Annotated in this window: 9 protein-coding genes; 1 reads left to right on the plus strand and 8 read right to left on the minus strand. The window is 67.9% G+C overall.

The features are described 5' to 3' along the window. Positions 1-26 precede the first annotated feature (26 nt). Positions 27-2,015 carry a sialate O-acetylesterase gene (locus AC5P8R_RS05900; RefSeq protein WP_495223088.1) on the minus strand — a complete coding sequence of 663 codons (1,989 nt, stop codon included), beginning with the start codon at positions 2,013-2,015 and terminating at the stop codon, positions 27-29. Continuing rightward, a complete protein-coding gene (locus AC5P8R_RS05905) occupies positions 2,012-4,186 on the minus strand; it encodes an alpha-glucuronidase family glycosyl hydrolase (RefSeq protein WP_262219533.1) in 2,175 nt (724 codons plus the stop codon). Before AC5P8R_RS05905 ends, AC5P8R_RS05900 begins: the two co-directional genes overlap by 4 nt. Positions 4,187-4,278: 92 nt before the next feature. Between AC5P8R_RS05905 and AC5P8R_RS05910 the strand changes: the two genes are divergently transcribed. After that, positions 4,279-5,337: a LacI family DNA-binding transcriptional regulator gene (locus AC5P8R_RS05910; protein ID WP_014647205.1), complete on the plus strand. Its 1,059-nt coding sequence runs from the start codon at positions 4,279-4,281 to the stop codon at positions 5,335-5,337. Positions 5,338-5,404: 67 nt separating this feature from the next. On the opposite strand, the gene AC5P8R_RS05915 is transcribed toward AC5P8R_RS05910, so the two are convergent. The 6 genes from AC5P8R_RS05915 to AC5P8R_RS05940 form a co-directional block, all read right to left on the minus strand. Continuing rightward, positions 5,405-7,963, minus strand: coding sequence for a glycoside hydrolase family 3 protein (locus AC5P8R_RS05915; protein ID WP_495223089.1), 2,559 nt, complete (start codon positions 7,961-7,963; stop codon positions 5,405-5,407). Further along, positions 7,960-9,369, minus strand: a complete 1,410-nt coding sequence (locus AC5P8R_RS05920; protein ID WP_046430740.1) for a sugar porter family MFS transporter — start codon at positions 9,367-9,369, stop codon at positions 7,960-7,962. Before AC5P8R_RS05920 ends, AC5P8R_RS05915 begins: the two co-directional genes overlap by 4 nt. Positions 9,370-9,400: 31 nt before the next feature. Beyond that, complete coding sequence (xylA, locus tag AC5P8R_RS05925) at positions 9,401-10,735, minus strand: xylose isomerase (protein WP_043395866.1); 1,335 nt, start codon at positions 10,733-10,735, stop codon at positions 9,401-9,403. 43 nt (positions 10,736-10,778) lie between these two features. Next, positions 10,779-12,272, minus strand: a complete 1,494-nt coding sequence (gene xylB / locus AC5P8R_RS05930; protein ID WP_495223090.1) for a xylulokinase — start codon at positions 12,270-12,272, stop codon at positions 10,779-10,781. 163 nt (positions 12,273-12,435) lie between these two features. Continuing rightward, on the minus strand, positions 12,436-13,968 hold the full coding sequence (locus AC5P8R_RS05935; RefSeq protein WP_495223091.1) for a tryptophan halogenase family protein: 1,533 nt from the start codon (positions 13,966-13,968) through the stop codon (positions 12,436-12,438). An 11-nt stretch (positions 13,969-13,979) separates the two neighbouring features. Then, positions 13,980-15,002 (minus strand): cupin-like domain-containing protein, encoded by a 1,023-nt coding sequence (locus AC5P8R_RS05940; RefSeq protein ID WP_495223092.1) that lies wholly within the window; start codon positions 15,000-15,002, stop codon positions 13,980-13,982. Position 15,003 lies beyond the last annotated feature (1 nt).

Here is a 15,003-nt window from a genome sequence, read left to right on the forward strand (position 1 = left end):
CGGAGGGGACTGCTTGGACAACGTCATCATCGTCGCGTCTCGGCTTCGGCAATGGGAAGTTCGAACGGGCCTGCCGGTGCCCCGCTGCGGTCGCGTAGCGTGCACACCGGGCCATCGGCCCAGCAATAGCGGACATGCGTTGCGTGCGTCGACAGCGGGCCGCGCAGCAGGATCCGGCGCCCATCCAGTTCGGCGTCGCCGTAGTCGCAGTGGCGGGTATCACCCCTGGTCCCGCACAGTTCAAAACCAATCGGACGCAGCGCGCCGGTCGCGGTGAGCACGCCTTCGACATCCTCGAACGCAATGGCCACACCAGCGGGCGTCCGCACGGCCGTTACCGCTCGCGGACCCGACGGCGCCACGTCCTGCTTGCCGTACACCACGTGGCGCGCCACGCGCGCCAGGCGGCGCCCGAGCTCCTGCTTGTTCGGCGGATGGATGTCGTAGGCGTCGCCGATGTCGATGGCAATGGCGAGCCCGCTCCGCGCATCCTCGGCGGCGACGCGCCGCTGCGCCTCACGCACCTGCGCCCAACCGCTGGCGGCGGGCACAACCGGCGGCTGGCCGTAGCCGGCCAGCTGCACCAGCAGCAGTGGCGTGCGCGCACCGAACTGCCGCCGCCAGTCCTCGCGCAGCGCACGCAACCGCATCGCATACGCCGCACCATCGCTGGTGTTCGATTCACCTTGATACCAGAGCATGCCGCGCAGCCCGAAGCCCCCGAGCGGTGCGATCATCCCGTTGTACAGCGTCGACAGCCCGGTGGCGGCCTGCCATGGCGCGAAAGGCGGCGCCTGCTGGCCCGCCGCCACCCGGTATTTCCAGAGGCCCTGCAGTGCCACGCGCTCGCCGTTGTCGAACTGCAGGCCGTATGCCGTTGAGGGGCCGGCCAGGCCGCCTTCGCCGTAGGTGTCCAGCACGTTGACCGCAATGCTGTTGGATCCCGCCTTCAACAGGCCACTCGGCAACGGATAGCGCCTCTGGCCGGCGCCGTACTGGCTGCCGACGGCGACCCCGTTCACCCAGGTCACGTCCACCTCGTCGGCCGATGCCAGCTCCAGGGTCGCGCCGCGTGCAGCCTGTTCAGCGCTCAGCACCACCTGCGTGCGATACCAGACCATGCCGTTGTAATCGGCAAGCGCGGGCTCGTTCCACCGCTCCCATGCGCCCAGTGTGGCCGGTGCGTGCGACCATGCGCGGTCATCGGTATCCGCGCGCCAAGGTGCGTCGCCCGGCAGCGCCCCTTCGCGCGTCTCCCACCAGTGCTGCCAGTGGCGGCCCCAGGCTGCGCGTGCCTCCAGCGGATCACGGGCAGAGCGCGCGAGAATATCGAGGGCCTCGTCCATGCCACCTTGCCCGCGCAGGGCATCGGTACTGGTCCAGGCCTCGATCCGCGAGCCGCCCCACGCTGCCTGGATCAGCCCCATCGGTACGGTAACCGTGCGCTGCAGTTCGCGGGCGAAATAGAAGCAGGCTGCAGAGAAACCGCGCACCGAATCGGGCGTTGCCCGCGTCCATCCAGGGTCACCCTTGAAGCTCTCCTGCGCCTGCACGGCCGCGTCCTTCGGCACGCTGAACAGCCGGATCCGTGGCAGCGTGGCCGAGGCGATCTCGCTGGCTGCGTTGAGCGAGCGCCAGACCGGCAGCTCCATGTTCGACTGCCCCGCGCACAACCAGACGTCGCCGACCAGAAGATCCCGCGCCGTCTCACGCCGGGTCCCGGCGGTTGCCTCGAGGGTGTACGGGCCGCCTGCGGCGATGGCGGGGAACATGGCCTGCCAGCGGCCTGCCCTATCGGCCTGTGTGGCCACCGCCTGGCCCGCGAAGGTGGCCGATACCGCCTGCCCAGGGCTTGCCTGGCCCCAGACGGTGATCGGCCGGTCGCGCTGCAGGATCGCATGGTCCTGGAACAGCGGGTGCAGCAAACCCGTCGTTTCGCCGGCCGCCACCGGTGCGGCAAGCCACGCCAGCACCATCAACGCCGCCGCGCGCGCGGACCATCCGAACCGGTTCATCGCCCATCTCCGGGTGCGAAAGGAAACTGCAACGCCTGGTAGTACGACAACGGCTGTGGCGGTGGCCGTTCTCCCGCCGGCAGCGGTCGGCCGCTGACTGACTGGAAGTACGCCACACTGGCATCGCGCCACCACTGCGCTTCCTCGCGCTGGATCTGCAGGAACGCCGCCACCTGCTGGTGCCGCTGCGGATCGATCCGATCGCGCAGGCCCGCCCAGGTCGCCTGCATCGACTGCACCTGGCGCACACCCCGCGAATAGCGCCCGACCAGTTCGTCCCACAGCGTCCTGCCCGAGCGCATGCGGCGGTCCCACGGCACGTGATGGAACCACAGCAGCAGCGACTCGGGCACCCGCGCCGGATCGCCATAAACCCCGGCAACCGGCGGGAAGTACTGCCCCACGGCGTTGCTTCCGCTTGCGCTGCGGTCAAAACCGATGCCGTTGCGGTCTGCACGGTGGTAGTAGACCGACGTCCAGTCCGCACGCGGGCCGCCGTCCACCCAGGGGCCGGGACCGTAGTGATGGCCGCGTGCCATCAGGTGGTGCAGGCCCAGCGGCGTCATGTAGTCCACTGCCGCCTCGCGCGAGTCCATCATCATCCGCACGATCGGGCCGGTCACCTGCGGGTCGGGCGAGAAGGTCAGCGCGGCCCAGTCCTCGGCAATGCCGCGCGCGGACTGCTGCGGATTCCATGCCAGTCGCCCGAACGCGTACCAGTTGGCCTGGTCGAAATGCGAGCCGCTCCAGGTGCGGTCTACGCCAATGTTCGCAACGCCGGCGATGCCGGTCAGTGCATGACCTTCCAACGAGCCGTCGATCACGCGGGCGACCGTGGAGCCCTCGCCACGTGCATGGGTGTCGGCCTGCAGCACTTCTTCGTAAAGCGTTCCCAGGTACACCAGGTGCGTCGCAAAACCCAGGTACTCCTTGGTGATCTGCAGTTCCATCATCAGCGGCGTGCGTGGCATGGCGCCGAACAGCGGATGGAACGGCTCGCGCGGCTGGAAGTCGATGGGACCGTTCTTCACCTGCACGATCACGTTGGGGCGGAAGGCACCGTCCAGCCCGACAAACTCGCTGTACGCCTGCTTGGCGCGATCTTCGGGAACCTGGTGCGAGTACACGAAGGCGCGCCACATCACTACGCCGTTGTAGGGCGCCAGTGCCTCGGCCAGCAGGTTGGCGCCGTCGGCATGGGAACGACCGTAATCCTGCGGGCCGGGTTGCCCCTCCGAATTCGCCTTGACCAGGAAACCGCCAAAATCCGGAATGCGCGCATGGATCTCATCGACCTTGTCGCGCCACCAGCGCCGCACAGCCGGATCCAGCGGATCAGCCGTTGCCAGGCCGCCAAGCTCGATGGGCGCACTGAAGCGCGCGCTCAGGTAGACCCGGATGCCATAGGGCCGGAACAGGTCGGCCAGCGCGGCGGCCTTGGCCAGATAGGCCGGCGACAGGCTCAGCGCACTGGCATTGACGTTGTTGAGGACGGTGCCGTTGATGCCGAGCGAGGCGTTGGCACGGGCGTAGTCGGTGTAGCGCGGCTCACGCCACTGCGGCAACGTCTGCCAGTCCCACAGCGAGCTGCCTGCATAGCCACGCTCGACGTAACGATCCAGGTTGTCCCAATGGTTGAGCACACGCAGTGCGACCTGCGGCGACTCACGCACATCCAGCGCCTGCAGTGGGGTGCCACGCTGCATCAGCCGCAGCAGATGGAACATGCCATACAGCACGCCGACATCCTGGCGTGCCGCCACAAGCAGCACGTCGCGCGCCTCGATCCGGACCCGCCGGATCAGGAACCCCTCGTTGCCCAACGTGGCGATCTCGTTGCCGTACGCGGCGACGAGTGTCGAAGATTGCGGCGTGCCCAGCACCAGGGCACGCTCGGTATTGATTGCCGTTCGCATTGGCGGCGCCGCTCCCAGCAATCCAGGGAGGCTGCGCGCAAGCTCGTCGCGGGTGGCGCGCTGCATTGGCGTGCGATCCGGGGCCACCACTTCGGCCAGTTGCCGCCGGTAATCGGCAGCGACCGTTGCGGCAACCGGCTGGTAGCGCATCCACAGCGCATAGCCATCCTCCGCCCGTGCCCCGCCAACACAGGCCAGCAGCACGAGCAGGGCCCACAGGTGCGTGCCGACAGCGCGCAACAACGGCGTTAACATGCGCCTTTGTAGACTACGTCCGGGCCCGGGGCAGCGCATCATCGTCCTTCGCACCCGCACGGCAGCGCCACCAAGAACAAAGGGATCGTGCATTGGACAAGCCGAAGAAATCGGTTCGCCGCAGAACCGCAGGCGTGACGATCGACGAGGTTGCGGCCCTTGCCGGCGTTTCGCCGATGACCGTGTCGCGGGTAATCAACCAGGGCAAGGTGCGCGACGTCACCCGCGAGCGCGTGCTGCGCGCCGTGCGTGAGCTGGGCTATACGCCCAATCTTGCCGCCAGTTCGCTGGCCGCTGCACAGCACACGCGCATTGCGCTGATCTACACCAACCCCAGCGGCGCCTACCTGCGCGAACTGCTGGTGGGCCTGCTGCGCGTCGCCTCCAGTTCCGCCATCCAGCTGGTCATCGACTACTGGGACAACCTGGATGCCGAATCCGAACGCAGGGCGGCGCGTGCGCTCGCCGGACGCGTCGACGGGGTGATCCTGCCGCCGCCGCTGTGCGAATCGCAGGCCGCCGTAAGCGAACTGGTCAAGGCTGGCATTCCGGTGGTGGCCATCGCATCGGGTCGCCTGAGCGAGGCCTTGTCCTGCGTCCGCATCGACGATTTCAGTGCGGGCAGGGAAATGACCGATCACCTGCTCCGGCAGGGACACACCCGCATCGGTTTCATCCGTGGGCGCGATGACCTGAGCGCAAGTGCGCTCCGCTACGACGGCTTCGTCACCGCCCTGCGCGAGGCCGGGCTGGCGGTGGAGCCCGGCCTGGTCCAGCACGGTGACTACACCTACCGGTCCGGCCTGGCCGCGGCCGAGAAGCTGCTGTCCCAGCGCCGGCCACCGACCGCGATTTTCGCCAGCAACGACGACATGGGCGCCGCCGCCATCTCCGTGGCGCATCGGCGCGGGCTGGAAGTGCCACGCGACCTGTCGGTGGTGGGTTTCGATGACACCTCGGCCGCCACCACCGTGTGGCCGGAACTGACCACGATCCACCAGCCCATCGCCTCGATGGCCAACGCGGCCATCGACATCCTGCTGCGCACCATCCGCCGTCCTGCGGGGGACGCAACGGTGCTGCGCGAACATGTGATGCCGCATCGGCTGATCGCACGCGGTTCGGTAGCCGCACCGCCCACGCGCCGGTAGCGAAGGCCCCGCCCTCATGCCTGCGCCTGCGCAGTAGGCGGCAGGGTGCCGGTCAGGCCGGCAGCAATCATGCGCCGCATCCAAGGGCGACCTCGGCTTCGTTCAGTGCGCCCAGCGCGACGCGTGACACGGAGATCGTCATCGCATCGGCCGTCACCACCGACCACGGTCGGTCGATCGCGTCCAGCTTTGCACCCGCCTTGGCCAGGCACTTCAGCGGCACGCCAACGCGCTTCCACTGGCCTTGTGGAAGCGCCGCCAGCGACGGCCCGATGGCGATGCGTGCCGAGCAGCCCACGCCGCAACCGACCGACAGCCACGCCTCACCCTCCGGCGCAGCGTCCACGCGCAGCGTGGTCAGCAGCATCAGGTCACCGTTGGATTCGCGCTGCAGGTCCAGCGCCGTGTGCGACTGCAGTGCAGCAACGGCCTCGCCCTTGCCCGACCAGGCCAGGCGTCGCCCATCCTCCTGCGCCAGATGATCCACGCCGGTGATCTTCAGCCGATCATCGGGCAATGCGTCCGGCACGCGGGTCACGGTCAGGCCCTGGCCTGCGCCCTGCTCAAGGCGCAGCGCCATGCCGGGGCCTGCATCACCGCGCGCGAAGAACACGCCGGTCGCACCCTCGTTGCCGGTCACACCCGATGCCTCCGGCAGCGCGGCCAGGTCGCCGTTGTCGGCGTAGGTCAGGCCGAAGCCGAACGCAAACAACGGATCGTAGTCCTTCTGGCCGACGTTGTTGGCGTACTGGGTGGCGGTGCGCGGCCAGCTGAAACTGAGCTTGCCCTTGAAATCGTGCTGCACCCGGCCATCGCTCCCGCGCAGCAGTACATCGGCAATGCCGGCGCCTTCCGAGCCCGGCAGCCACGCGGCCACGAAGGCATCGGCGGCATTGATTTCCCGGTTCACCCAGAGCGGCCGCCCGCTCAGGAAGACCGCGACGACCGGTATGCCATCGGCCTTGAGCCGCTTGAGCAGCGCCAGATCCGTTTCGTTGCCCGGCTTGTAGGCCAAGGTGGGTCGGTCCCCCTGGAACTCGGCATAGGGGTCTTCGCCAAACACCACCACCGCCACGTCGGGTTTCACTGCATAGCGACCGTCAACGGCAAGCACGGCTTCACCACCGGCCGCCCTGGCCTGGCGCGCGATGCCCTCGTAGATGGAGTCTGCATTGGGGAAGTCCTTGCGCGTGGTGCCGGTGCCCTGCCAGTTGAGCGTCCAGCCACCGGCCTGCTTGCCGACATCGTTGGCGCCGTCGCCGGCCACGAGGATCCCCTGCTTCGGCGACAGCGGCAGGACGCCGTTCTGGTTCTTCAGCAGGACCAGCGATTCGCGCACGGCCTGCCGGGCCACCGCGCGATGTGCCGGCGCGCCGATCAGTGCGAACTGGCCGCCAACGGCCCGCGTGGACGGCCTGCCGGCCTCGAACAACCCCAGGCGGAACTTGACCCGCAGGATCCGGCGCACCGCATCGTCCAGGCGCTGCGGCGTTATCCGGCCGTCCTTCACCGCAGCCAGCGTCGTCTCGTAGAAGCCTTTCCAGCTGTCCGAGGCCATCGCCATGTCCAGGCCAGCGTTGATCGTGGCCGGGCAGTCCGTGGTGGTGCAGCCCTTGACCTGGCCATGACCATTCCAGTCGCCCACCACGAAGCCACCGAAGTTCATGCGTCCCTTGAGCACATCGGTGAGGTAGTGCCGGTGCCCGTGCATCTTTTCACCGTTGACGCTGTTGAACGATGCCATCGCGGTCTGCGCGCCGGCGGCGATGGCCGGCGGGTATCCGGCGGCGTGGATGCGCACCAGGTCCGGCTCACTGATGCGGGTGTCGCCCTGGTCCTTGCCGTCGGTGGTCCCGCCATCACCGAGAAAGTGCTTCACCGAGGCGATCACATGGCGGCCATCGAGGAACTCCGGTGTTCCCACCCTGCCCTGCAATCCCTCCACCATGGCGCCGGCATAGCTGGCCACCACCTCGGGCGATTCCGAGTAGCCCTCGTAGCTGCGGCCCCAGCGATCATCCTGGGGTACCGCAACGGTCGGTGCGAACGTCCACTCCATGCCGGTGACGCGGGTTTCCAGCGCGGTGATGCCACCGATCTGCCGCAGCAGCTCCGGATTGCGTGTGGCGCCCAGCCCGATGTTGTGCGGGAACAACGTGGCGCCAATGATGTTGCTCTGCCCATGCACGGCATCGATGCCGAACAGCAGCGGAATGGCCTTGCCGCCTTTCGACGTGTCCATGGAGGCGTCGTAGAAGGCGTCTGCCAGCGCCAGCCACTCGGCTGGCGACGCATCGTAGCGGCCACCGGGGTCGGAATTGCCACCGGCCAGGATCGAACCAAGGCGGTAGCGCCGCACGTCATCGGGGGTGAGGCTGGCAATGTCGCCCTGCACGAGCTGGCCGACCTTTTCCTCCACCGTCATGCCGGCCATCAGGTCGGTGATCCGCTTCTCCAGCGCAGGATCCGCGGCCAGTGGCCAGGTGACCTGCGGCCACGGGTCGCTGGCGGCTCCCGCAGTGGCGGCGGGCCGGTCCTGGCCGTGGCAGCCCAGCAACGCCAGCGTCAGCACGGCGACCAGCACGCCGCTGCGGGATACGGAGGTCTGCGATGTCATGGCGCTCATCCTTCCATCTGCTCCAGTTCCTTGCCCTTGGTCTCGTGCACATGCCGGACCACGAAAATCACCGAGATGATCGCCGCCACCAGGTAGATGCCGTAGGTGGCCGCCAGCCCGGCCGCGGCCAGCAGCATCGGGAACGTCACCGTGACCACGAAGTTGGAGGTCCATTGCGCTGCGCCGGCGACCGCCAGTGCCGAACCGCGGATCTGGTTCGGAAACATCTCGCCCAGCATCACCCACATCACCGGCCCCCACGACAGGTTGAAGAACACGACATAGGCATTGGCCGCCACCAGCGCCAGCGTGCCCATGCGCCCGGGTAGCTGCAGATGCCCGTCGGCCAGTGAACCACTTGCAAACGCGACCACCACCAGTGCAAGCGACAGCGACATCCCGGCCGAGCCGAACCACAGCAGGGGCTTGCGGCCGATCCGGTCGATCAGCAGCACCGTGACCACGCAGGCGCCGATGCTCAGCGCGCCGGACAGCACGTTGATCAGCAGCGCGTCGTTTTCGGAAAAGCCGACCGCCTGCCACAGCACGGCGCCGTAGTAGAACACCACGTTGATGCCGACCAGCTGCTGGAAGCAGGCCAGTCCGACGCCGACCCACACAATCGGGCGGATCCGCCCGGTCGCCCGGCTCTTCAGATCGGACAGGCGCGGGCGATGGTGGTCGTTGGACAGCGAGGCATCGATCTCTTCGAGCGTGGCGCGGGCCTTGTCGTTGCCGAGCAGCCGGGTGAGCACGCGCAGCGCGTCGTCCTTGCGCCGCTTCACCACCAGGTAGCGCGGGCTCTCAGGAATGGTCAGCAACAGCAGCAGGAACACCAGCGATGGCGCGGCCTGCATCCAGAACATCCAGCGCCAGGCAGCCTGCCCGGCCCACAGCGGCTCGGTCGACGCGCCCGCTGCGGCCGCCAGCAGGTAGTTGGACAGGAAGGCAGCGGTGAGCCCGGTGATGATCGCGATCTGCTGCACCGTGGCCAGGCGGCCGCGATAGCGGGCCGGAGCGACCTCGGCAATGTAGGCCGGCGAGATTACGCTCGCCGCGCCTACCGCGAACCCACCCACCACCCGCGCCGCAATGAACCAGCCCGACGAGGCCGCCGCCCCGGCACCGAGTGCCGACAGCAGGAACATCACCGCCGACAGGATCAGCACGTTGCGACGGCCGAGGCGGTCGGCCAGGCGGCCGGCACTGAACGCGCCCACCGCACAGCCCAGCAGCATCGACGCGATCTCGAACCCCTGCATCCATTCACCGGACCGGAACGCCTGGTGCAGGCCGTCCTGGGTGCCGTTGATCACGCCGCTGTCGAAGCCGAACAGAAAACCGCCAATCGTCGCTACCACGCTGATCAGTACGATCAGCCGGGTGTTCTCACCGCTGCCTGCTGCCTGGTTCATTCCCGTCCCCTTGAGTGCACCGTTGCCGCGCTCAGCGCAGCAGGTACTGGTTGAGCAGGTTTTCGTAACGCTCCTGCTTGCCGCTGGCCTGGTGCGGTTCGCCGAGGCGGGCGGCCAGGCCCGCCAGGTCCGGCAGGCTGAGCGTGCCACGCTCGAACTCCTGGCCGGCGCCGCTGTCGAAACTCGCGTAGCGCTCCTTGCGCCATTGCTCCCAGGGCGACTCGGTCAGCAGTGCATGGGCAACCTCCAGCCCGCGTGCGAACGCATCCATGCCGCCGATATGGGCAATGAACAGATCCTCAAGGTCGGTCGACTCACGGCGCACTTTGGCATCGAAGTTCAACCCGCCCTCCAGCCCGCCCTGGCGCAGCACGACCAGCATTGCACCCACCGTGTCGTACAGATCGCTGGGGAACTGGTCGGTGTCCCAGCCGTTCTGCGCGTTGCCGCGGTTGGCATCGATGCTGCCGAGCAGGCCATGGTCGGACGCAACCTGCAGGTCGTGCTCGAAGGTGTGCCCGGACAACGTGGCGTGGTTGGCTTCGATGTTGAGCTTGAAGTCCTTGTCCAGCCCATGCTCCTTCAGGAAGCCCACCACCGTGGCACTGTCGAAGTCATACTGGTGCTTCATCGGCTCCATCGGCTTGGGCTCGATCAGGAAGTTGCCCTTCAGGCCGATGCTGCGGCCGTAGTCGCGGGCCATGGTGAGGAAGCGCGCGAAATGTTCGATCTCGCGCTTCATCTGGGTATTGGCCAGCGACGCATAACCTTCGCGTCCGCCCCAGAACACGTAGTGCTCGCCGCCGAGTTCGACCGTGGCCTCCAGCGCGGCCTTGACCTGCACCGCTGCGCGCGCGACCACCGCGAAGTCGGGGTTGGTCGATGCGCCGTTCATGTAGCGCGGGTGCGAGAACAGGTTGGCCGTGCCCCACAGCAGCTTGACGCCGGTGGCCTCCTGGCGCGCCTTGGCCAGGGCCACCATGTGCGAGAGGTTCTTCTGGTACTGGCCGATGTCGTCGGCATCCGGCGCCAGGTCGATATCGTGGAAGCACCAGTACGGCACGCCCAGCTTGGTGAAGAACTCGAACGCCGCGTCCACCTTCGCTTCGGCCGTGGCCAGTGGCGAGGCTGCCTCCCACGGGAACTGCCGGGTACCCGGGCCGAACGGATCGTGCCCGGCATTGCAGAAGGTGTGCCAGTAGCACACGGCGAAGCGCAGATGCTCCTGCATGGTCTTGCCACCGATGACCCGGTTTGCATCGTAGACCTTGAAGGCAAGCGGATTGTCCGAGCCCTTGCCCTCGAACGGAATGCGGCCGACGCCGGGGAAGTACTCCTTGGCGCCGATGAAGGGCTGCGTGCTCATGGTGCGTGCTCCTGTCGTTGTACGGGGTGTCGTGGAGGAGCCATCAGCCGCGCTGCAGCGGCGTGATGGCATCAAGATGGCTGAGGAAGCGTGCGTAGGCCCGTGCATAGGCAGCGCTGCGATCCGGATCCGGCCGTGCGGACTGCGCGGGATCGACGGTGACGTGGCGCGCGGTGATGTCGCTGATCGAGGCGGCGTCTCCCTGCGCCCGGGCGAGCGCCCACAGCGCCTGCAGTGCCGCACCAAACGCCGCGCCTTCGGCCTGCACCGGGACGTCCACCGGCAGGCCGAACACATCAGCCACCAGCTGACGCCAGGCCGCGCTGTTGCTGCCGCCGCCGGTGAGCACGATGCGATCGAACTGCATGCCCGCGCGGACGAAGGCGTCGTAGCCGTACTTCAGGCTGTAGGTCGCGCCCTCCACGGCGGCGCGGTACACGTGCGCCGGGGTGAAATTGGCAATGTCCAGGCCAGCCAGCACGCCCTTGCCCAGCGGCAGGTCGGGGGTGCGTTCGCCATTGAGGAACGGCAGCATCACCAGCCCCCCTGCGCCCGGCGGCGTCGCGTGGAGGTGCGCATCGCCTTCGCGGGTGCTGAAACCGAAGGCGCTGGCCACGCGTTCGGTGGCTACGGTGCAGTTCATGGTGCAGATCAGCGGCAGCCAGCCACCGGTGGACGAGCAGAACGCCGCCCACGCGCCGTCCGGATCGATCATTGGCGAGCCGGAATACGCAAACAGCGTTCCGGAGGTTCCCAGGCTCATCGCCAGCCGCCCTTCCGTGACGCAGCCGGTGCCGATCGCCGCCATCATGTTGTCGCCGCCACCAACGGCAATCTTCACGGCCGCCGGCAGCCCCAACTCGGCCGCTGCCTTCGGCGCGATATCGAACAGGGCATCGGGTGCTGCGATCGGCGGCAGGCAGGCGGCAAGATCACGATCAGGATCGGTGGCGCGCAGCAGTTCCTGCGACCAGGCGCGTGTGCGCACGTCCAGCCAGCCGGTTCCGGACGCATCGCCAAGCTCGCAGAACCGCTGCCCGGTCAACACGAAATTCAGGTAGTCGTGTGGCAGCAGGATGGTCGCCAGCCGCGCATAGGCGTCGGCACGGTGGATCCGGGTCCAGGGCAGCTTGGACGCTGTGTAGCCGGCCAGGATCGGGTTGCCCGCCAGCGCGATGGTCCGTTGGAACCCGCCCACGGCGTCCATGATCTGGATGCATTCGGCCGAGGTGCTGGTGTCGCACCACAGCTTGGCCGGCGCCAGTACCTCGCCAGCATCATCAACCGGCACGAACCCATGCTGCTGCCCCGATACCGCCAGTGCGACGATGCGAGCGCGCAGCGAGGGGTCGATCCTGGCAAAGCAGTCGCGCAGGGCCGACACCCAGTCGGCAGGCGCCTGTTCACGGCTGCCGTCGGCACCGCTGTCCAGCGCGAGCGGCACGCTGGCCGAGGCCACCACCACCTGCGTCCGCGGGTCATAGACCAGCACCTTCAGGCTCTGCGTCCCTGCATCGATCCCTGCAACCAGACCCATCGAAACCGCCTCCGATCAAAAAAGGTAGCGCTAACATTCCGTGGACTCAAAAAGGGGGCGTGGTGTCCGGCCCCCTCGTTGCCACCGCGCGCGTCATCGCCAGCGGTGTTGCCGCACTGTAACCAGCTGCAGCGGAAAAAGCGTGCTGCAACGCAAAACCCTGTTACGCGCTTGCTGCCGTCGAACGCCACACGTCCACGCCGGACCTGCAGTACTGCGCGATGAACTCCGCCTGCGCCGGCATCTGCGCGGCAGCCTGCTGCACGGGCTGCTGGATGTCCTTCAACAGGGTGCGCAGATCGGCGTCGCTCACGGCCCGCGCCAGCGGGTGGGCGGGACCCGGCGCGATGCCCTGCCCGAGCAGCACGCTGGTCCAGGATTCCACGCGGAAAACCTCGCCGGGGTCCTGCCACGCATGTGCACGCTCGCGCCACGCGCTCAGCCGCTGCTGCAGCGATTCGGGCACGCGCATTTCGCGACACGCCTTCCACATCGGTTCGGTGCGCTGGGTTGCGTGGTAGTGCAGGATGATGAAGTCGCGCACGTGCTCCATTTCCTGGCGGCTGACATCGTTGTACAGCTTCACCAGCGACGCACTGATGCCGTCGAACGGGAACAGCTGGATCAGGCGCACTACCGCGCTGATCGTCAGATGGATGCTGGTCGACTCCAGCGGTTCGATGAAGCCGCTGGCCAGCCCGAGCGACACCACGTTCCTGTTCCAGGCCTTCAGCCGGCGCCCGCTGCGGAACGGCACCTTCCATGGATCGCGCAAAGGTGGAGCCCCGGCATCGCGCAGCAGCTTCGCTGCGGCCTCGTCATCGGACAGGTGGCGGCTGTCATACACCAGCCCGCAGCCAACGCGGTGCTGCAGCGCGATGTGCCAGCGCCACCCCGCTTCGTGGGCGATCGCCCGGGTATAGGGCACCGGCGGCGCCACCGCTTCGGTCTGCACCGCCACGGCACGGTCGCACGGCAGCCATTCGTGCCAGTCCTCGTAGCCGGTGCCCAGCGTCTGCTCGATCAGCAGGCCACGGAAGCCGGTGCAGTCGATGAACAGGTCGCCCTCGATCACCTGGCCGTCGTCCAGTACCAGCGCCTGCACCGAACCGTCGTGCGCGTGCTGCCTGACCTGGGCGATCCTGCCTTCGATCCGGTGCAGGCCGTGGGCCTCGGCCCTGCGGCGCAGGAACCGCGCATACAGGCTGGCATCGAAATGATACGCATAGCTGGCCTGCGGCTGGGTATGCAGCGAGAAGCGGTCGCCATGCGATGCGATGCTCTCCAGGCTGAAGTCGCCCAGCTCCGAGGGCATGCCGCGGCGCAGGCTGTCCAACCAGAAGTGATGGAAGGGTGCCGCCCAGGTGCCGTGGCCGATGGTGCCGAACGGATGGAAGAAGCGATCCCCCGGCAGGCGCCAGTTCTCGAACGAGATCGACAGCTTGAAGGTGCCGGCCACCGCGCGCAGGAACTCCTGCTCGTCGATTTGCAGGAAGCGATGGAAGGTGCGGATCGGCGGCACGGTGGACTCACCGACGCCGACCGTGCCGATCTGCTCGGACTCGACCAGCGTGATCTGCAGCTCGTCACGGAACTGATGCGCCAGCGCGCAGCCGGCCAGCCATCCCGCCGTACCGCCACCGGCAATGACCACCTTGCGGATGCGCCCTGCAGGCGTGCTCTGGGTATCCAACACGGTGCCCTCTCTCAACGGTTGAGCCTGCCCAGCAGCATCGCGCGCATGCGGCGGGCGCGCTGCTCGTCGAACGGTGCCAGATCCCCGCGCGCCGTCTCAGGCAGGTGCTGACCGGCGCGCTCGCCGGGGCCGAATACGTAGTAACGGAAGAGCCCTTCCCAGGCCTGCTTCTCACGCGCTGGCAGGTCGCGCACGGACCACATCGCGTGCTGCAGCGCCGCCAGCGGCGACCCCAGCCAGGCCGGCGAGCTTCGCCACCAGTAGTTCACCAGCACGTTGAACGGTTCCAGGCTGCGTACATGGTGCCACCACATGCTGGGAATGAAGATCGCATCGCCGGGCCCAAGTACCGCCCTGCGTGCATGCGCCAGCGCCTCGCGGAAGCGTGGATGCCGATCGAAGTCGGGGCGCTCGAAGTCCACCACGCTGACCACCTGTCCGCCCGGCGTGGGATCGAGCGGGCCCGGATACAGGTTGTCGACCTGGGCGGGCGGGAACAGCGTGAACTCGCGCTGCCCCACCGCGCAGCAGGCGAGGTTGTCGGGTGTGTCGAAATGGCACGAGGCCGTCACCCGGTTGCCGATCCAGATGCTGGCGGTGGCGTCGATGCCCTGCTTCGCCAGCCCGGCATCGTTGGCCTGCGCGAATGCCGGCAGCAGTGCCCGCGTGATCGGCAGCGAGGCCACGTAATAGGTTGGCGGCCGCGGCGCATGCAGCGTCGCGGCGATCTCTTCCAGCACCTGGGCGAGTACACCGCGCCGCACTTCGAAGTTCAGCCGGGTGAAGTCCGCGCTGTAGAACGGGCGGCCCGCGATCTCGGCGCCGCCGAACGAGTACTGGATGGGCGCACCCGCATCGACGCTGCACAGGTACGCCATCGCGTCACGCACGCCGCCCAGTCCGGCCTGGACCAGTGGCCAACCGCTGGCGATGCCGCGCAGTACGACCGGCTCACCGGCCTCCACCAGGGCGGCCAATGGCAAGGCAGCAGGATCGATGCCTTCCAGGATCCGTATCGGCAGGCGGGCTTGCACC

It is taken from the genome of Stenotrophomonas sp. YJH_SMC_73, from assembly GCF_059370155.1.